General features: G+C 60.8%; 14 protein-coding genes and 3 tRNA genes. 6 read left to right on the top strand and 11 right to left on the bottom strand.

Going from position 1 to position 18,644, the window contains the following annotated elements; all coding sequences use genetic code 11:
* Positions 1-68: 68 nt before the first annotated feature.
* The 5 genes from K3555_RS20555 to K3555_RS20535 form a co-directional block, all read right to left on the bottom strand.
* A complete protein-coding gene (locus tag K3555_RS20555; RefSeq protein WP_129372581.1) occupies positions 69-734 on the bottom strand; it encodes a glutathione S-transferase family protein in 666 nt (221 codons plus the stop codon).
* A gap of 66 nt (positions 735-800) precedes the next feature.
* Positions 801-1,538: a monofunctional biosynthetic peptidoglycan transglycosylase gene (mtgA, locus tag K3555_RS20550; RefSeq protein WP_260006854.1), complete on the bottom strand. Its 738-nt coding sequence runs from the start codon at positions 1,536-1,538 to the stop codon at positions 801-803.
* Positions 1,539-1,637: 99 nt separating this feature from the next.
* Entirely contained in the window at positions 1,638-6,170 is a 4,533-nt protein-coding gene (gene gltB / locus K3555_RS20545) for a glutamate synthase large subunit (RefSeq protein WP_260006853.1), read from the bottom strand.
* Positions 6,167-6,601, bottom strand: coding sequence for a GFA family protein (locus K3555_RS20540; RefSeq protein ID WP_260006852.1), 435 nt, complete (start codon positions 6,599-6,601; stop codon positions 6,167-6,169). The genes gltB and K3555_RS20540 overlap by 4 nt, the downstream gene beginning before the upstream one ends.
* 108 nt (positions 6,602-6,709) lie before the next feature.
* Entirely contained in the window at positions 6,710-8,149 is a 1,440-nt protein-coding gene (locus tag K3555_RS20535) for an NAD(P)-dependent oxidoreductase (RefSeq protein WP_260006851.1), read from the bottom strand.
* 241 nt (positions 8,150-8,390) lie between these two features.
* Here K3555_RS20535 and K3555_RS20530 point away from each other — a divergent pair, with 241 nt between their 5' ends.
* Positions 8,391-9,197, top strand: a complete 807-nt coding sequence (locus tag K3555_RS20530) for an undecaprenyl-diphosphate phosphatase (protein ID WP_260006850.1) — start codon at positions 8,391-8,393, stop codon at positions 9,195-9,197.
* A 61-nt stretch (positions 9,198-9,258) separates the two neighbouring features.
* On the opposite strand, the gene K3555_RS20525 is transcribed toward K3555_RS20530, so the two are convergent.
* The gene (locus K3555_RS20525) at positions 9,259-10,248 is read right to left on the bottom strand and encodes a complex I NDUFA9 subunit family protein (RefSeq protein WP_260006849.1); all 990 of its coding nucleotides are present in this window, start codon (positions 10,246-10,248) and stop codon (positions 9,259-9,261) included.
* Between the two features lie 228 nt (positions 10,249-10,476).
* On the opposite strand from K3555_RS20525, the gene K3555_RS20520 reads away from it, so the two are divergent.
* Both K3555_RS20520 and K3555_RS20515 read left to right on the top strand, forming a co-directional pair.
* On the top strand, positions 10,477-10,887 hold the full coding sequence (locus tag K3555_RS20520; RefSeq protein WP_259992707.1) for a globin domain-containing protein: 411 nt from the start codon (positions 10,477-10,479) through the stop codon (positions 10,885-10,887).
* A gap of 98 nt (positions 10,888-10,985) precedes the next feature.
* Positions 10,986-11,072, top strand: a tRNA-Leu gene (locus K3555_RS20515).
* A gap of 92 nt (positions 11,073-11,164) precedes the next feature.
* Here K3555_RS20515 and K3555_RS20510 read toward each other — a convergent pair.
* Both K3555_RS20510 and K3555_RS20505 read right to left on the bottom strand, forming a co-directional pair.
* Positions 11,165-12,652 (bottom strand): NAD(P)/FAD-dependent oxidoreductase, encoded by a 1,488-nt coding sequence (locus tag K3555_RS20510; RefSeq protein WP_260006848.1) that lies wholly within the window; start codon positions 12,650-12,652, stop codon positions 11,165-11,167.
* A gap of 11 nt (positions 12,653-12,663) precedes the next feature.
* Entirely contained in the window at positions 12,664-13,107 is a 444-nt protein-coding gene (locus K3555_RS20505) for a cupin domain-containing protein (protein WP_129372702.1), read from the bottom strand.
* A 125-nt stretch (positions 13,108-13,232) separates the two neighbouring features.
* On the opposite strand from K3555_RS20505, the gene K3555_RS20500 reads away from it, so the two are divergent.
* The 3 genes from K3555_RS20500 (at position 13,233) to K3555_RS20490 (ending at position 14,932) form a co-directional block, all read left to right on the top strand.
* Positions 13,233-14,285 carry an AraC family transcriptional regulator gene (locus K3555_RS20500; RefSeq protein ID WP_260006847.1) on the top strand — a complete coding sequence of 351 codons (1,053 nt, stop codon included), beginning with the start codon at positions 13,233-13,235 and terminating at the stop codon, positions 14,283-14,285.
* Between the two features lie 38 nt (positions 14,286-14,323).
* A tRNA-Thr gene (locus tag K3555_RS20495) sits at positions 14,324-14,399 on the top strand.
* A 446-nt stretch (positions 14,400-14,845) separates the two neighbouring features.
* Positions 14,846-14,932: transfer RNA gene (locus tag K3555_RS20490), tRNA-Leu, on the top strand.
* 142 nt (positions 14,933-15,074) lie between these two features.
* Here K3555_RS20490 and K3555_RS20485 read toward each other — a convergent pair.
* From K3555_RS20485 to K3555_RS20475, 3 genes are read right to left on the bottom strand one after another with little or no spacing between them, the layout of a single operon-like run.
* A complete protein-coding gene (locus K3555_RS20485; RefSeq protein ID WP_260006846.1) occupies positions 15,075-16,550 on the bottom strand; it encodes a heme biosynthesis protein HemY in 1,476 nt (491 codons plus the stop codon).
* A 10-nt stretch (positions 16,551-16,560) separates the two neighbouring features.
* Positions 16,561-17,880 (bottom strand): hypothetical protein, encoded by a 1,320-nt coding sequence (locus K3555_RS20480; protein WP_260006845.1) that lies wholly within the window; start codon positions 17,878-17,880, stop codon positions 16,561-16,563.
* Between the two features lie 51 nt (positions 17,881-17,931).
* Positions 17,932-18,642 (bottom strand): uroporphyrinogen-III synthase, encoded by a 711-nt coding sequence (locus K3555_RS20475; protein ID WP_260006843.1) that lies wholly within the window; start codon positions 18,640-18,642, stop codon positions 17,932-17,934.
* Between the last annotated feature and the right edge of the window lie 2 nt (positions 18,643-18,644).

Here is an 18,644-nt window from a genome sequence, read left to right as displayed (position 1 = left end):
GTCCCAAATACCCCGGGGTGAATTGGGCCAAAGGCCCAAGAGGGGCAGCGCCCCTTGCCCCGTTGATATCAGAAATCCAGATCAGTGTAATGCGGCGGCGGCCGGAACCCCGGCACCTGATCCGCCAGGATCGACCGGAAAGCAGGCCGCGACTTGATCTTGGCGTACCAGTCCTTGACCACCGCCGAGCGGTTCCAGTCCACATCCGAGATATAATCCAGCGACGACAGATGCGCAGCCGCGGCAAAATCCGCCAGCGTCATCATATCGCCCGCCAGCCAGCGCCGGTGGTCCAGCAGCCAGGCCATGTAATCCAGATGGTATTTGATCGCCTTGGCGCCGGCTTTCACATTGCGGCTGTCAGGATAGCCCTCACCGGTGATCTTCTTGTTCACCCGCTCATACAGCAGCTTCGACGTCACTTCGCTGTGGAATTTGTCATCGAACCAGCTGACCAGCCGGCGCATCTCATAGCGGCCTTCGGCATCGCGGGGCATTAGGCATGGCTCAGGCCGGGTTTCTTCCAGATATTCGCAGATCGCCGCGCTTTCGGCCATCATCTTGCCATCCAGGCGGATCACCGGGATCTTTGCCGCCGGGTTCCGGCGCAGGAAATCAGCATCCTGCTCCCAATAGCGCTCCTCGACCAATTCCACCTCAATTTTCTTTTCCGCCAGTGACAACCGCACCTTGCGGCAAAACGGGGACAGGGGAACGTGATAAAGGCGCGCCATGGCTACAGAGGGTCTCCAAAAAACTTACAGCGGATGGCCCAGCAATGCCCCGCCAGCAGGAAAGATTCAATCCTCGAAACAGGCCGCCCGCCCGTCTGCGCGAATGGTGGCCGCCCCATCGGCAATCTGTGCGGCGCGGCTCTGCACGAAACCGCTGGGTCGGCGGGCAGAACGGTCCTTGGGATTGGGCAGCACAGCGGCAATCAGCGCTGCCTGACGTGCACTCAGCTGATCCGGGCCAACACCGAAGTATTTGCGTGCCGCAGCTTCGGCGCCAAACACGCCCTCGTCCATTTCGGAGACGTTCAGGTAAACCTCAAGAATCCGCCGTTTGCTCCAGACAATCTCCACCGCCGGAGTCAGCAGCGTCTCCAGCACCTTGCGCGGCCAGCTGCGGCCTTGCCACAGGAACACGTTTTTGACCACCTGCTGCGAAATGGTAGAACCGCCGCGGGCACCGCCTGCCTCAATCGCCGCCTGGATAGCGCGGGCATCGAACCCCCAGTGACGGCAGAACTGCGCATCCTCGGCGGCCACCACCGAGCGCGCCAGAACCGGAGCGATCTCCTCCAGCGGCACCCAAATCCGGTCCACCTCACCCAAGCGGCGCTGTTCTGCCCAGATGGTGTGAGTGATCGGCGGGTTCACCACCGAAAACAACAGGATGAGGAAGGCGAATCCCGCCGCCGCTGCCAGCACCGCCCGCAACAGCCAGCGCCGCAGCCAGCGAAGGGGCTGAACCTTCAGCTTTACCGCCTTCTTACTGCTCTTGGCTTTCTTCTTTTTCGCAACTGCCTTTGCCATGCCCCTCTATAGGCCAGCATGCCCCCGGTGACCAACCGCCAAAAAGAAAACCCCGCAAGCATTTGCCTGCGGGGTCTAATTACCAGCCTCTAACTTGGTTTATTCCGCCGGAACTGCCGCCTGCTCCTGCATCACCGGATGCGCCAGCTTGCCAAGCATCTCTTTCGGGCAGACCTGCAGAAAGTTTGCCTTTTCGATGTCCCAGTGCTGCAGGATCTCTGCGGCCTTGCGGCTGCCGGTTTCCTCCAGATGGCGGGCGATCAGGGATTTCAGCTCACCCTCCCAATGCGCCACGGTGACCGGGCAGGTGACCAGCGATTCCATGTTCATCATGGTTTCAGCCTTGCCGTCGGGATCATAAAGATAGGCCATGCCGCCGGTCATGCCCGCACCAAAGTTGGCGCCGATTGTGCCCAAGATCACAGCCACGCCGCCGGTCATGTATTCACAGCCGCAGGCACCGCAGCCCTCGATCACAACCGAGGCGCCCGAGTTCCGCACGCCGAACCGCTCGCCTGCGCGGCCGGCTGCAAACAGGTAGCCGTCGGTGGCGCCGTACAGAACGGTATTGCCGATGATGGTGTTTTCAGACGCAGTCAGCGAGCTGACCTGCGGCGGGCGCACCACGATGGTGCCGCCCGACAGGCCCTTGCCGACATAATCGTTGGCATCACCCGACACTTCCAGCTTCAGCCCGGGTGCAGCAAATGCACCCAGCGACTGCCCTGCCGACCCCTGCAGCTTCACCGTCAGGTGATCCGGCTGGAACGAGTTCCGCATGCCGAAGTTGCGCACGATATGGCTGGAAGTGCGGGTGCCCACGGTGCGGTGAGTGTTCTGCACCGCATAAGACAGCTGCATCTTCTCGCCATCCTGCAGGAAGCGGGCGGCGTCGCGCACAATCTCCGCATCCAGCGTATCCGGCACTGCATTGCGGTCCTTGTCGCGGTTGTAAACGATGTTGGCCGAGCCATCGACGGTGATCAGCAACGGGTTCAGATCCAGATCGTCCAGATGGGCGGAACCGCGCGACACCTGCGCCAGAAGATCCGCCCGGCCGATCACCTCATCCAGGCTACGCGCGCCGATGGAGGCAAGGATTTCCCGCACTTCCTGCGCATAGAAGGTGATCAGGTTCACCACCTTGTCGGCATTGCCGGTGAACTTGCCGCGCAGCGCTTCGTCCTGGGTGCAGACCCCCACAGGGCAGGTGTTGGACTGGCACTGGCGCACCATGATGCAGCCCATCGCGATCAGCGCTGCGGTGCCGATGCCGTATTCCTCGGCCCCCAGCATTGCCGCCATCACGATATCGCGCCCGGTGCGCAATCCGCCGTCGGTGCGCAGCGTCACCCGCTCGCGCAGGTTGTTCATCGCCAGCACCTGATGCGCTTCGGTCAGGCCCATCTCCCACGGCAGGCCCGCATATTTGATCGAGGTCGCAGGCGACGCCCCGGTGCCGCCGTTGTGGCCCGAGATCAGAATCACATCCGCCTTTGCCTTGGCCACGCCGGCGGCAATTGTGCCAACGCCAGAGGACGCCACCAGCTTCACCGTCACCTTGCAGCGCGGGTTGATTTGCTTCAGGTCGTAGATCAGCTGTGCCAGATCCTCGATCGAGTAGATGTCGTGGTGCGGCGGCGGCGAGATCAGAGTCACCCCCTTGGTCGAGTGGCGCAGGCGGGCAATAAGGTCAGTGACCTTCATCCCCGGCAGCTGGCCGCCCTCGCCGGGCTTGGCACCCTGGGCCACCTTGATCTCCAGCTCTTCGCACTGGTTCAGGTATTCCGCGGTCACGCCGAACCGGCCCGACGCCACCTGTTTGATTTTCGCAGAGGGGTTATCGCCGTTCGGCTCCGGCACGAAGTGCGCCGGATCTTCGCCGCCCTCGCCCGAATCCGACTTGGCGCCAATCCGGTTCATCGCCACGTTCAGCGTCTTATGCGCTTCGGGCGACAGCGCCCCCAGCGACATGCCAGGTGTCACGAACCGCTTGCGGATCGAGGTGATCGATTCCACCTCCTCAATCGGTACGGCATTGCCCAGCGGTTTGATGTGCAACAAGTCGCGCAGGTGGATCGGCGGGTTCGACTGCATTTTGGCCGAATACTGTTTCCACAGCTCGAATGAGGCTCTGTTGCAGGCCATTTGCATCATATGCATCGAGGTCGCTTCCCAGGCGTGGGTCTCACCCGACTTGCGCGCCTTGTAGAAACCACCGATCGGCAGCACGCCTTCGGCTGAGGTCCAGGCCTTGGCGTGGATCTCCTCCGCCTTGGTCTGAATGCCGGTCACACCGATGCCGGAAATGCGCGAGGTCATGCCCGGGAAATACTCGGCGCACATGGCGCGCGACAGGCCCACGGCTTCAAAATTCAGACCGCCGCGATAAGATGACACCACCGAAATCCCCATCTTGGCCATGATCTTCAACAGACCCTGGTCAATGGCTTCACGGTAACGCGCAACGTTTTCGGTCAGCGAGCCGTCCAGCAGACCGCGGTCAATCCGGTCAGCCAGCGAATCCTCGGCCAGATAGGCGTTCACCACGGTTGCACCGCAGCCGATCAGCACCGCAAAATAATGCGGGTCAATGCACTCAGCTGACCGCACATTCAGCGAACAGAAGGTACGCAGCCCCTTGCGGGTCAGATGCGAATGCACGGCAGAGGTCGCCAGGATCATCGGCATCGCCACCTTGCCCGCGCCTGAAAACTGGTCGGTCAGCACGATATGGCCGGCGCCCGAGCGCACGGCTTCTTCGGCCTCGGCCCGGATCCGCTCCAATGCTGCACTCAGCGACCCGCGGCCCGGCGCAAAGGAACAGTCGATCTCGGCCAGCGGCGCGTTCAGCTGGTCCACCAGCTTGTCCCACTGGGCGTTGCCGACAAAGGGGCTCTCCAGCACAATGATCTCGGTCTGGCTGCTGTCTTCGTCCAGCACGTTCTTGAGGTTGCCGAAGCGGGTCTTCAGCGACATCACCCGGAATTCACGCAAACTGTCGATCGGCGGGTTGGTCACCTGGCTGAAGTTCTGGCGGAAGAAGTGGCTTAGCGGGCGGTACATCTTCGACAGCACCGCAGACGGCGTATCATCGCCCATCGAGGCCAGCGATTCCTTGCCGTCCTCGGCCATCGGCGCCAGGATCTGCTCCAGCTCCTCGATGGTATAGCCGGCGGCAACCTGACGGCGGCGCAGCTCTTCGCCGGTGAACAGCGGCTGCTCAGTGGCGCTGGCCAGGGTAGTGTCCAGATCGTTAATCCGCTTGACCCAATCGCCGAACGGCAGCGCACGGGATAGTTTGTCCTTGATCTGCTGGTCGTTGAACAGCTTGCCCTTCTGCATGTCGACAGCCAGCATCTGGCCCGGACCCAGCGCGCCCTTCTCGACCACGTTTGCCTCGTCGATCGGAACCATGCCTGCTTCGGAGCCGGCAATCACCAGCCCGTCGCCGGTCACCACATAGCGCATCGGGCGCAGACCGTTGCGGTCCAGGCCGGCACAGACCCAGCGGCCATCGGTCATCGCCAGTGCTGCGGGTCCGTCCCAGGGTTCCATCACCGAGTTGCAGTAGGAATACATGTCGCGCCAGGCCTGCGGCAGCTCCACCGCCTGCTTGGACCAGCTTTCCGGCACCAGCATGGTTTTTGCCATCGGCGCCGACCGGCCCGCACGCACCAGAACTTCGAACACACCATCCAGAGCCGCCGAGTCCGACGCGCCGCCCGGCACGATCGGCTTGATGTCTTCGGCATGGTCGCCAAAGGTCGCCGACGCCATGCGGATTTCATGGCTCTTCATCCAGTTCAGGTTGCCCTTCAGCGTGTTGATCTCACCGTTATGGGCCAGCATCCGGAATGGCTGCGCCAGCCACCACTGCGGGAAGGTGTTGGTGGAATAGCGCTGGTGATAGATCGCAAAGGCGCTCTCGAACCGCGCATCCATCAGGTCGGGGTAGAATACCGCCACCTGCTCGGCCAGCATCATGCCCTTGTAGATGATCGACCGGCAGGACAGCGAGGCAATATACAGGCCCGAAATCGCTGCGGCATTGGCCGCCTTCTCAACCCGGCGGCGGATCACATACAGCTCGCGCTCAAAGGTTTCCTCGTCCACGCCCTTGGCGTTGGAGATCAGGATCTGCTCGATCTCGGGGCGGGTCGCGTTGGCCTTTTCACCCAGGCAGGTCACGTCCACAGGCACATGACGCCAGCCATAGATGGAATACCCCATGCGCAGAACTTCGGTTTCCATGATGGTCCGGCAGCGTTCCTGGGCGCCGAAATCGGTGCGCGGCAGAAACACCTGGCCCACCGCCATCAGCTCATCCTGGCGCGGCTCGTGGCCGGTGCGGCGGATCTGGTCGTAAAAGAACGGAACCGGGATCTGCACATGGATACCGGCGCCATCGCCGGTCTTGCCATCGGCATCCACCGCGCCGCGGTGCCAGATCGCCTTCAGCGCATCGATGCCGGCCTCAACCACCCTGCGGCTTTTCTTGCCGTCAACGGAGACCACCAGTCCCACACCGCAAGAGGAATGCTCTTCCTCCTCGGAATACAGGCCGTTTTCAGCCATCCACTTGCGCTTGGTTTCTTCGGCGCGCACCCAATCGGCATCATATTTGGTCATTGGCTGGTTCCTTCTACGGAGGGGGCAAACATGTCGATCACGTCAGCGCCGGTCAGCTTCCGGCTGCTGCTGTCGAAAACGTAGCCCGCTGGCTTTTTGTCGATGTAAAGTTCCAGGCGCAATTCATTGCCGCCTGCGTTTTCAAACAGGCCAGCCGACATCTGCGTCTGGCCCTTATGTTCTCCTGCGGTCATCCGGTACCACAGCGCCGATCCGCATTTGCCGCAGAACGCCCGCTCAGCCCAGCCCGAGGACTCATAGGTCTGCACCGGACCCAGCGCGGCGTAACCGCTGGCCGCCTGAAAGCTCAGGAACGGGCCGCTGGCCCAGCGCTGGCACATCTCGCAGTGGCAGGCGGAAATGGAGGCGCGCGCGGGCGTGGCGGTGACAGTCACCGCACCGCACATGCATTGTCCCTGCAATTCGCTCATGTCCATCTTCCTTCTGCTGGCTGGGTCAGCAATGCTGACCTTGCTGCGGCTTGTCGCTGCTCCGCCGGTGCACAAGGGGTGCACAGACGATGTACAGGGGGTGCCGGGTTATTCCGCCGCCACCGCGGCCTTGCTGTTGAAGTTCTCCAGGATCGCTTCCGCGCAATCGCGGCCGTCCTTGATCGCCCAGACCACCAGCGACGCGCCACGCACGATGTCACCCACTGCATAGACGCCGCCCAGCTCGGTAGCGCCGGTCTTGAACGCCGCCTTGACGGTGCCCCAGCGGGTCACCGGCAGCTCCGGCTGGTTCCACAGCACGGGCAGCTCTTCCGGCTCAAAACCCAAGGCCTTGATCACCAGGTCAGCCTCCTCAACGTAGTCCGCGCCTTCGATCACTTCCGGCGCCTGGCGTCCCGAGGCATCCGGCTGGCCCAGGCGCATCTTCTGAACCATCACGCCGGCGACTTTGCCGCCCTCGTCGGTGAAACCCTTGGGCGCCGATAGCCATTCAAACACCACACCTTCTTCCTCGGCGTTCTGGGTCTCGCGCTGCGAGCCCGGCATATTGGCACGGTCACGGCGGTAGAGGCATTTGACCGAAGTCGCACCCTGGCGGATCGAGGTCCGCACGCAGTCCATCGCGGTGTCGCCGCCGCCGATCACCACAACCTTCTTGCCCGCTGCATTCAGGTCGCCGTTGTCGAACTCAGCAACTTCGTCGCCAAAACTCTTCTTGTTCGACGCGCACAGGAAGTCGATTGCCTTGACGATGCCTTCTGCACCGCTGCCCGGCATCGCCAGGTCACGCGATTTATAAACGCCAGTGGCGATGATCACCGCATTATGTTTGGCGCGGATCTCTTCAAACGAAATGTCTTCGCCCACGTTGCAGTTCAGCACGAAGGTCACACCGCCATCGGCCAGCAATTTATTGCGGCGCTCTACCACGTCTTTTTCAAGCTTGAAGCTGGGAATGCCGTACATCAGCAACCCGCCGGCGCGGTCATAGCGGTCGTAGACGGTCACCTGGATACCAGCCTTGCGCAGCATATCCGCCGCGGCCAGCCCGCCGGGGCCGCCGCCAATGATGCCAACGCTTTCACTGCGCTCAGCCAGCGGTACATTGGGCTTCACCCAGCCGTTTTCCCAGGCGGTGTCGGTGATGTATTTCTCGACCGACCCGATGGTCACGGTGCCATGGCCCGACTGCTCGATCACACAGTTGCCTTCGCACAGGCGGTCCTGCGGGCAAATGCGGCCGCAGATTTCCGGGAAGGTGTTGGTGGCCTGCGAGGTCTGGTAGGCTTCTTCCAGACGGCCGGTTGCGGTCAGGTGCAGCCAGTCGGGGATGTTGTTGTGCAGCGGGCAGTGGCTCTGGCAATAGGGCACACCGCATTGGCTGCAGCGGCTGGCCTGCTCTTCCGCCTTTACTGCGGCATACTCCGCGTAAATCTCATTGAAGTCTTCCTTGCGCACACTTGCGTCACGCTTTTGAGGCATGTCGCGTTCGATCTGCACGAATTTCAGCATCGGTTGCTTGGCCACGGGCTGGACTCCATCGTTTGTCTGGCTGCGCTGGCACCTTTTCGGGTACGGGTACGCTTTATGTCAATATTGCTGACCTATTTAGCCAGCTCTTGAATTCTGATACCGTGTTTCACGGAAATGTACAGGATTATTAGGCCCGAACCGGACCTGAATATCCGCTTTCCAATCCAGAGCCGGGATTTATACAGAGTCGCGACAGTTTACGGCCCATCCGCGGCCAGCGAAGGATGATTTCAGCATGCCGCTTTTTCAGCTGATCCTGATTGCGTTGATCCAAGGCATCACCGAATTCCTGCCAGTTTCCTCCTCCGGCCACCTGATTCTACTTCCCGGATTGACCGGTCTGGAGGATCAAGGCCAGGTGATCGACGTCGCTGTGCATATAGGCACCCTGGCGGCAGTGATGATCTACTTCTGGAGCGACGTGCGTGAGGGGCTTGGCGGCCTGCCTCGTGCCCTGACCGGCCGTACGGATACGCCGGGATCCAAACTCGCCTTGGGTCTGATCATCGCCACCATTCCCACAGTCCTGTTCGGGGCTGTGCTGCATTTCACCGGCCTCAGCGATGCGCTGCGATCAATGACAGTAATCGGCTGGACCATGCTGGGCTTCGGGTTGGTGCTGTACTGGGCCGACCAGAAAGGCGCCGAAGTAAAACAGGCTGGCGACTGGGGCGTCCGCGATGCGCTGGTCATGGGGCTGTGGCAGATGCTGGCGCTGATCCCAGGCACCTCGCGCTCGGGCATCACCATCACTGGTGCGCGGCAGCTGGGCTATACCCGCGAGGACGGCGCCCGCATTGCCATGCTGATGTCGATCCCGACCATCATCGCCTCAGGTGTGCTGCTGGGAACCGAGGTGGCACTGGAGGCCAACACCGCTCTGATACGCGATGCGGGCATTGCCGCGGTGCTGGCGATGGTGGCGGCGCTGGCCGCACTTAGTCTGATGATGCGGATGCTGCGCTCGGTCAGCTTTACGCCTTATGTGATCTACCGGGTGATTCTGGGTGTTGTCCTGCTGGCCATCGCCTACGGCAGCTGACCCTGGAATCAAAAACGCGGGGAGATCCCCGCGCTTACTAATCCTTAAACCGGTAACAATATCAGGCGCCGTTGCGCAGATTCCGGGCCGAGTTCGTCATCTCGTCATACTGGCCGGAGGGGCGGAATTTCCACAGGTAATCCGGCAACACCGAACCCACAGTCACCGGGCTGATACCCAAATCACCGAAACCCTTGGCGCCCTCGGACACCACATTGTCCGCCTTCAAGCTCCGCAGCTGGTCGCGTGTCAGCACTTTGTTCTCAATCATCTGAAAACTGGCCGCCTGCAGCATGTCGAACCCGAAGGCCACCAGCCAAGCGGCAGGGCGCGGCAGCGACAGTATCAGGCGGCGCCGGTGAATCACCTCAAGCATCTGCACCATAAGCGCCCGGAAGCTTTTCACTTCAGGACCGCCAAGTTCGTAAATGCCGGGCTCGGCCTGGCCCAATGCCCCCATGACCGCGGCCCTGGCCACATCATCGGCAAACACCGGCTGGAATTCGATGCTCCCCGCAGCGATCGGCAACATCGGCGACAACCGGGTCATGCCGGCAAAGCGGTTAAAGAAGCCGTCCTCGGTCCCGAAGATTACCGACGGGCGCAAAATCACCGCACCGGGAAAGCTTTGCAGCACCGCGGCTTCTCCAGCGGCTTTGGTTTTGGCATATTCGCTGGGACCGTCCGCATCGGCGCCAATCGCCGAGATATGCACCAGGCTGGCCACCCCCTGCTGCGACGCGATGCGGGCAATACGGCCTGCGCCTTCCGCATGGATGGCGCCAAACGAGTTTTTACCGAGTTCGTTCAATACACCTACGCAATTCACAACTGCATCTGCGCCCTGCATCACCGCAGCAACAGACATATCATCGCGGATATTGCAGAACACCGGTTCAACCTGGCCCGGAACGCCGTAGGGCTTCACATGCATGGCTTCGTTGGGACGGCGCACGGCCACCCGTACCCGCCAGCCTTCCTTGGCCATGCGCCGCGCAATGTAGCGGCCCACGAAACCGGATCCGCCATAGATCGTGACCAGTTTGGACATCATTTGGCTCCTGAACTTAGCTGCCCCTAAGCTCTAGCGCCGCAAGGGGCGCCAAACAAGGCGCAAAACCGGGGCTGCGGCTGCAATGGCGGCAGAAACTGCAAGAGCCGTTAACAGCTTGCGGTGAATTGGGCGGATTGGTTAACCCCGCTTTCAACCCTCCAACACTAGCATGGGGTGATGCAGCGGTAACATCAGTATCTGCACGTGTTCAGGAGGTCAGTCTTGATGGTTAGTGAACAGGACAAAAAGTTGATCCGGCAAAGCTTTGAAAGCGAGCGGATGAACATCGAAGCCTTTGTGCCGGCATTCTACGGAAATTTCTTTGCCGTCTGCCCCGATATCCGGAGCCTGTTTCATGAAGATCTGACCCAGCAAGAGGGAAAACTGCTGGCCTCGCTGACCCATATCGCCGAAGCGCTGGATGACTCCGGCCGGTTGGATTCGATCTTGCAACAGCAAGGTGAAAAGCATCGCAAACTTGAAGTATCAGATGCCCATTTCCATGGTTTCATAAGCAGTTTCACCAGTGCCCTTGCCGACACGCTGGGCCCGGACTGGAACAGCGAAACACAGCAGGCCTGGGTAAGATTCCTGACTCATGTGGCATTTAAGATGGACTTTCTCACACGTCGATAGGGCGGTCTGGATCGGCATTCCAGCTTAGGTTGGATGTTCGGCGGTTTTCTGTTTGACGCCCCCAACGAAGCACCTTATACGCCGGTCTCACGACACCTGCCCAGGTGGCGGAATTGGTAGACGCGCTAGCTTCAGGTGCTAGTGTTCGTAAGGACGTGGAGGTTCGAGTCCTCTCCTGGGCACCATTCTCCGAAAAATTCTGCACTTCCCAGCTTCAGACAGGCATATGCTGAAGCGTGAATGCGCCCGCCGTTTCCGGCAGGCACAAGGGCAGATTTCAGGCCGCCGTGTATTGCGGGGCCGTCGCCAGAAACCGGCCATAAGCGCCGGCATCCGGCGGTGCAAATTGCTCAACCAACGGGTTGGAACGCTTCCACTGTGCCGCCCCCATATCCATCAGCAGCTCGTCAAAATGCTTGAAATGGAACGGTGCCGAGCACAGTCCGCCATAGATCTGCGCGGCAGGCCGTTCCTTGCGGCGCCAATCAAGCATCATTTGGATGTTGTCCTCCATCTCTGCCCGCGAGGGCTGCTTCTCCAGCTTGCCGTCGGCAAAGCGGACCAGCCAATTCGCCACCAACTCCGCCGATAGAATTGTGCAAAAGCTGGAGTTAAAACCGACAAATCCCATCTCCGGCAGGTCCGGGTTCACGGACAGCCGGTAGGTCCGGTACTGGCCATCAGCCTCGATCAGCTTGTCCAGATGCCGCTGGGCCAGATAGGGGATGCCCAGCTTCCAGCCCACTGCCGAGATCACCAGGTCAGCGCCGATTCTATCGCCGTTTTCCAGTACTGCCTCATCGCCCTCATACCGCGAAATCGTTGTGCGCCGCGGAATGATCGAGCCGCTTTTCAATCCTTCGAACAGACCCGGCGTCACAATCGGAACCGAACAGGATACATCCTGTTCGATGGGCATATCGGGCACCATATCCCACTTCTTCAACCCCAGCTGCAGCTTCAAAAGCGTCTCTAACGCGCGGAAATTGACCCAGATCAACGGTTTTGCCAGGCTATAGATTGCCTTGTGCAGCCAGCTGCGGCCCCAACCGTTGAACTGTGCCTCTTGGGCCCGCATATAAAGCAGCTTCTTGAAATTGATGCCGCCGACGAAATACGGAATCCGCCAGACATTCTGCCGGTAGACCAGATGCACCTGCCGCGCACCATTCTGCACTGCATTCACCGCCACATCGGTGGCGGACTTTGAGCCGCCCAGCACCACAACCCGCTTACCGCGCGCATGGCCTGGGTCGAGGTACTCTGAGGAATGCATAACTTCCCCGCCTTGCGCCGTAAAATCTTCCTGCCCGGGATGGCTGAGGATGTTTTTCTCTGAAAACTGGCCTGTGCAGACGACAGCGAAATCCACGTCCTGCACGCGGGTTTCGCCGTCCGTCTTGACCACCAGCCGCCAGCCCGGCTGCCCGTCCGGGCGCCGGTCCATCTCCTGAACAGCGGCGTTCAAATGAAAATGCCGGTGCAGGTCGTGCTTGTGAGCGTAAGAATGCAGATAGGCATGCACCTGCGGTCCCTTGGGCCATTCAGGGTACTCCTGCGGCATCGGGTGGTCGGTATAGCAATAAAGTTCCTTGGGCGATTGCGTCTGCACCCCAGGATAGGAGCGCGATGGCTCCCATACTCCCCCCAGGTCATGGCTGCGTTCAAACCCCAGAACCTGATGCCCCTTTTCCGCAAAGGCCTTGGCTGCCGCCAGACCGCTTATTCCGCCGCCGATCACGGCAACCGTTTTGCGCTTTACCATGTTCCGCTCCCTCATTCCGCCGGGGGCGGCAGGAAGTCGACCTCATGCAGCGCCGAAATCCGCACCAGTTCTTCCGGGTCGGTCACGCCGTCCAGCGCACAAAACAAATCAAACAGCTTGCGCGACGGAGCTACCCCAAAAACACAAGAGGCCGCCGCGCCCGAACGGTTAAAGATGCCATGCGCCACACCCATCGGCATCCGCACAGTGTCGCCCGGCCCGGCCCGGAAAACATCACCGCCGAATTCCACCTCCAGCGCGCCCTCTAACAGGGTGATCCACTCATCCTGCGCGGGGTGAATATGCGGCGGCACAAATGTGCCATCCGGGATCAGTGCGTGCCAGATAAATGCGTTTTCGCTGTGCAGCTTGGGCGTGTATGTGTGGCCAACTACGTTCCAGGACAGACCCTCCAGCCCCTCGGCCGCCTTGGTAATTCCCCGATCCAATGCCATGCTTTCCTCCCATTTTTTTCCTCCCAGCAGCCTAGGGGCGGCTCCACAAATGGATTATCCAAAATGCGCAAAATAGCGCAGCCTGCCATGATTGCCTGACCCGGCAACCGTGTTAGGCTGCGTCAATGACCACACAACAGGCATCAACCAGGCGCGAGCCCTTGAGCGCGTGGCGGCAATTCCACAGCCGCGACATTGATGAGGCCCGCTCGCTTGTTGCGCAAAAATTCTGCGATCACCGGCTGGAACCAGCAGGGCAGGCCCGCGGCTTTGGTACCCGCCACAACCACGTCTGCGGACAGCACCTTTCTCTAAATTACCTCAGCTATGGATCCACGGTGCAGATCGACCCCGGTGAGCTGCAGGATTTCTATCTGGTGCAGGTACCGGTCAACGGCCATGCGCATGTGGCCAACGGAGCAGAAACCGAGGAGTCGGATTGCCGCGTTGCCACTGTGCTGAACCCGACACGGGCCACCCGGATGACCTGGCATGCCGATTGCCGGATGCTGCTTATGCAGATCGACCGGAAAGCTTTGCATGAAATCGCGGAACGCGCTGCCGGGCTTACACTGGCCGAAGCCGTGATTTTCAACACTGCCGTTCCCGTATCAAAAGGGCCTTTGCACCGTTGGGCACGTCAATTTGCCGCCTGTGTCCACGCCACCGACGCGCAGGCAGGGTTCGGCACCTGGAGCCGCCTGCAGCAAAGCTTGATCGAAGAGCAGCTGATCCTGGGCTTCCTGACCTATCAGCAAAGCAACATCTGCCATCTTCTGTCACCGCGGACAGCAGCCGGCAGCAGCCATCAGATCCGCCGTGCACGGGACTTTATTCACACGCATGCAGGAGATCCTGTAACTGTTTTAGAAATAGCCGCCGCGGCAGGATGCAGTATCCGCAGCCTGCAAACCGGATTTCGTCGAACCTTTGGTTTGACGCCGGTGGCGTATCTGCGCGATTTGCGGCTGGATCTGGCTCGCTATCTGCTGTTGTCCCGGCCTCCTGAAACGCCGGTCAGCAGCATTGCTTATGACTGCGGCTTTTCTCACTTAGGCCGGTTTTCCCAGCTCTACCGCGACCGGTTTGGCGAGCTGCCCAGCACTACCTGCGCTGCACGGAGAAAACCAGAAAAACCCGCAGGATCCCCACTTGCGGGGTATTCGAGCAGCGTTTAAACGGGCAGCACCGTTTTCCGCTACAGGCAGAAAACAGCGCCGGTGTAGCTCAGCTGGTAGAGCACGTCATTCGTAATGATGGGGTCGTAGGTTCGAGTCCTATCACCGGCACCACCCCCTCCATATTCCATACCCCCGTTGACCTAGGGCAACGATGCCTGCCCCGGAACATGGGAACTCCTTCGCAACGTACATGGGCAACACTTCTCCAGCACCTTGGTATAGGAACTAGCAATCCATGTTCGCGACGTGGGAAGGATACACGTGCCGCATTGTAATCTAACCAATACAGACGTCACACACCTACCTTGGCCGACTGATGACAAGCCCCTTCAACAACCAGGGCCAGGCCTCATACTGTGTATGTTTCTTGTCATCATGATGGCCTTGCTCACAAGCCGATCCGCCTTAGGCACTGGTCCGAAATTCCACGGCCAACTCGTCTTAACTTGTGCAATATACGGTCGTGATTATTGAAGTCCGGGTTTTGCCAGGCAGGCCGGTCCATTTTCGTTTGACGCTGCCTGCGACTCCGCTTATACGCCGGTCCCACGACACCTGCCCAGGTGGCGGAATTGGTAGACGCGCTAGCTTCAGGTGCTAGTGTTCGTAAGGACGTGGAGGTTCGAGTCCTCTCCTGGGCACCATTCCCCGAAAAATGCACTTCGCCTCCAGCCCGGCACTCGCCCTATCCTCGGGTTTGCTTGCTTCTGCAGGCTGATGGCCGCACATCTCTGAGAGCTAAAGGAACGGCAGGAAATCCCGCCATTCCTTGCTATATATGCTGTCTCAATTGGGCTCTTTGATCTGCTCCTGAGCCTCTGACACTGGTTCCTGACTGGATTCCAGAACCTCAGCCTCTTCCACCGCCTCCGAGACCTTTTCTTCCGGAGCACCAATGATCAGCGGCAGCATATGTGCTGCTGCAAGACTGGCAACTTCCGGCGTTTCCGGCCGCTTCCAGGACAGGGTGTCAAAGCTGGCGCAATGCTCGCAAACCGGCGCCCATTCCGCGTGAATATGGTTGCAGCTATCACAGACCCATTGCGGCCCGCGCGGAGAAGTCAGCGCCTTGGCCAGCCAGCCCTGCACAACCTTGTCACCGGCCCCTTCGCCGCGCTCGATCGCAGCCATCAGCGTCAACCCGCGGGCGTCGGGTGCACGCTCGGCCAGATCATTCAGCCAGCGGCGGGCTTCGGGGAAGTCTTCGGCGACAATGTTCAACTCGGCCATCATCAGCCGGGTCTCGTCATCCTGCGGTTTGAGCCGGGCCAGCTGGTCAAAGCGTTTGACGCGCTCTGCAGCGCTTTCCTCCGGTTCGATCTCTGCAAAAGCATGGGCCAGATCGGGGTGCGGCTGGCTTTCCCAGGTCTTTTTCAGCAGCCGGGCCGCCGGGCGTTTCTTGCCCTTGGCGATATAGGCGCGGGCGGCCATTGCCGCGGCCGGCACCAGATCCGGCGACAAGCGGTTGGCCTCGATTGCCTGCTCCTGCTGCTCGACCGTCGCGCCTTCGTCCAGAATCCCCTTGGAGGCCGACAGCGCCAGCACCGCGTCGCGGCGCTTGAACACGTCGCGCGGCAGGGTGCCGGTCTTGAGCTTGGTGGACAGTGTCTTGCGGGCACCGGCCCAATCCTCGGCCTGGGCTTGCAGACGCAAAAGCGTATCCTGCACTTCCTCATGTTTCGGACGCAGCGCCAGTGCTTTCTCGGCCAGCTGGAGAGCTGTTTCCGTGTCGCCTTCGGACAGCTTCTGTTTCATGATCCCGCGCACACCGACAAAGCGGGTCGGCTGGTTCGACAGCAGCCGCTTATAGGCTTCGGCAGCTTTGCGAGTGTCGCCGCTCATCTCTGCGGCCTGTGCCACCAGCAGATCGGTCAGATCCGGCTTTTGCAGGTATTTCTCGGCCCGCGCCGCCTTGGCCAGCGCCAAACGCCCCTCGCCGGAGGCCAGCGCCATCAGACCATCGGCCAGCGCCTGATAGCCTTTGCGCTCGCGCCCCTTGTCCCAATACCGTGACAAGGCGGTTTCATCACCATTCAAAAAATGCAGCGTGGCAACCAGAAGCGACAGCAGCTTGAGGAACAGCCAGACTCCAAAGACCAGTACGCCCAGCGCAATCACCGATTGCAGCGCACCCAGAGTGTATTCAGTGCCGGCTACGGTGATCTGCACCCCGCCGGCAGTTTCCATCAGCAGACCCGCGCCAAATGCCAGAAGCGCGATAATCGCGACGAAAACGAGGATCTTCAACAACGACCAGAGCATGGCGGCTTCCTTATTTGGCTTGCAGGCTTTGGGCCAGATCAGTGGCGGCAGTCACGGCTGCCACCCGCGCATTTGCAGCGGCTTCCCAGCTGGACAGGGCAGCGCGGGCAGAGGCGGACAGGGCAGAAAGTTCTGCCAATGCTTCCTGCAGCTTACCCCCGGCCACAGCCGCTTCGGCGCGGGACAGGACCGCATCCGTATCGTCCCCGTCCCTCGGAGTGACAGAGCGGGCACCCAGATGGCGGTTCACGTAATCCAGCAGGCCGCTGCCGTCCTTTGTCTCCTCGCGGGCAGAGGCCAGCGCCTCGCGGGCAGCCGGTGCGAACCCGTCCCGCAAGGCAGACAACGAGGCTACTCCGCTCTCCGCAGGGCCGGACAAGGCTGCCGGAACATCAACGCCGAGGGCCGCAAGCTCCTGCACACTGGCCGCATAGCTGTTACCGGTGTCCAAGGCAGAACGCAGCTGCGCCAGCTGCGTCTGGGCGCTGGCAATCCGTGCGGCTTCAGCACTTGCCGCGTCCATAGCCTGAGCGTCTGCCAGCATCTGTTCGACTTCGGAACGCTGCGCAGCCAAGCTGTCTTGCAGCTTGCCCAGCTCAGCTTCAAACGCGGCGACAGCTTCGGGCGAGGCGCCTTCCAGCGGCCGGGTTTCCAGTGCCGCAACACGGGCGGTCAAAGTCTCCAGATCCGCACGCAGCACCGCATCCGGGGCCTGCGCGGTTTTCAGCGGTTCGATGTCGGCGGCAAGAGTTTGGATCTGCGCAGTAAGGGGCGTTATGTCCGGGGGCTGGCTGGCCTCTACCTGCTGCTTCAATGCGGCCAAAGCCGCCTGCAGGTCCGATTGGCCGACTTCCAGAGCCATCAGGTCTGTGCCCTGATTTTGCAGCGAAGCCGGCAGAACGCTGTCAAGCCAGCCGCCTTGGCCGACGACAAACCCAATGACCGCAGCCACGGCGCCGCCCAGCACGGCTGAGCCGAATCCACCGCGCTTTTCTACCACCCGTTCGATTTCGCGGGGCGGCTCTGCGTGAGCTATTGGCTCCACTGTTTCAAAGACAGCATTTTCTTCCGGAGCCGCCTCCCAGTCAGAAGCCGCAATTTCGGTCTCGGTCTCGGTCTCGGTCTCGGTCTCGGTCTCGGTCTCGGTCTCGGTCTCGGTCTCGGTCTCGGTCTCGGAAACTGCGAACTCTGTGTCCTTAGAATCGTCAACCGTTTCGGCGGCGCTTTCGTCAATCACATCCTGTTGAAGCGCTTCAGCGGTGCCTTCAACCGGTTGGGATTCACCGGGGCCAGGCTCAATCACGTCTTCCGGATTTTTCTTGTCAGCCACGCCGGCCTCCCCCTCGATTCCAAATATACATTCGTGCGAACACGCCGGACACTACTCTGCGCGCCCCTTGCCCTCAAGCCGGGACAGCTGGGCTGCGGCATCAAAGACAGCCTCTGCCATGGCTTCGGCATCAGGTTCCTTACTTACGCGCAACACCTTGCAATTCAAGCTTTTCAATGGTTCAGCAACAGCCTGGCTCAGCGCAATCAGGTGCAAATGCGCAGCATCCCCGCATTGACTGGCAAAATGTCTCGCCGTTCTGGGAGAGAAAAGCGGCACGATCACATCTTTCTGTGCAGAAAGCACCGCTTGCGCCTCCTCTGACAACGCTAGAAGAACCTGATCATACACGGTTTGCGCACGGCAGGGGATTCCGCCATCAGTAAGCCGCTGCGCAATCCCGCCCCGCGCATGGGCGCCCCGGAGATGCAACAGCGGTGCTTCCGGCGGCTGTAGCAGCATTCTTTCGACCAATTCATCCGCGCATTGCCCCAGGCTCACCGCCTGCCAGCCGGCCTCTGCCGCAGCCTTGGCCGTGCGCTCACCGACACAAAAAGCCGGCAGGCGCGCCGCAGTTTCACGTGAAGCGGCTTCCACCCCGTTGGCCGATGTGAAGATCACGCCTTTCATGCCATCCAGACTGATCTGCGCCTGTATCGGCCGGATCTGCATCAGCGGCGCATAGATCACTTGCAGCCCGGCACGGGCCCCTTGGGGCAGCCCGGCCACAAACCGCTCTGCCGCTGCCAGCGGGCGTGTCATCA

Origin of the sequence: Leisingera sp. M527 (genome assembly GCF_025141525.1) — a bacterium.
In the GTDB taxonomy this organism is placed as follows: Bacteria; Pseudomonadota; Alphaproteobacteria; order Rhodobacterales; family Rhodobacteraceae; genus Leisingera.
This window is presented reverse-complemented; position numbering and strand designations above follow the sequence as displayed.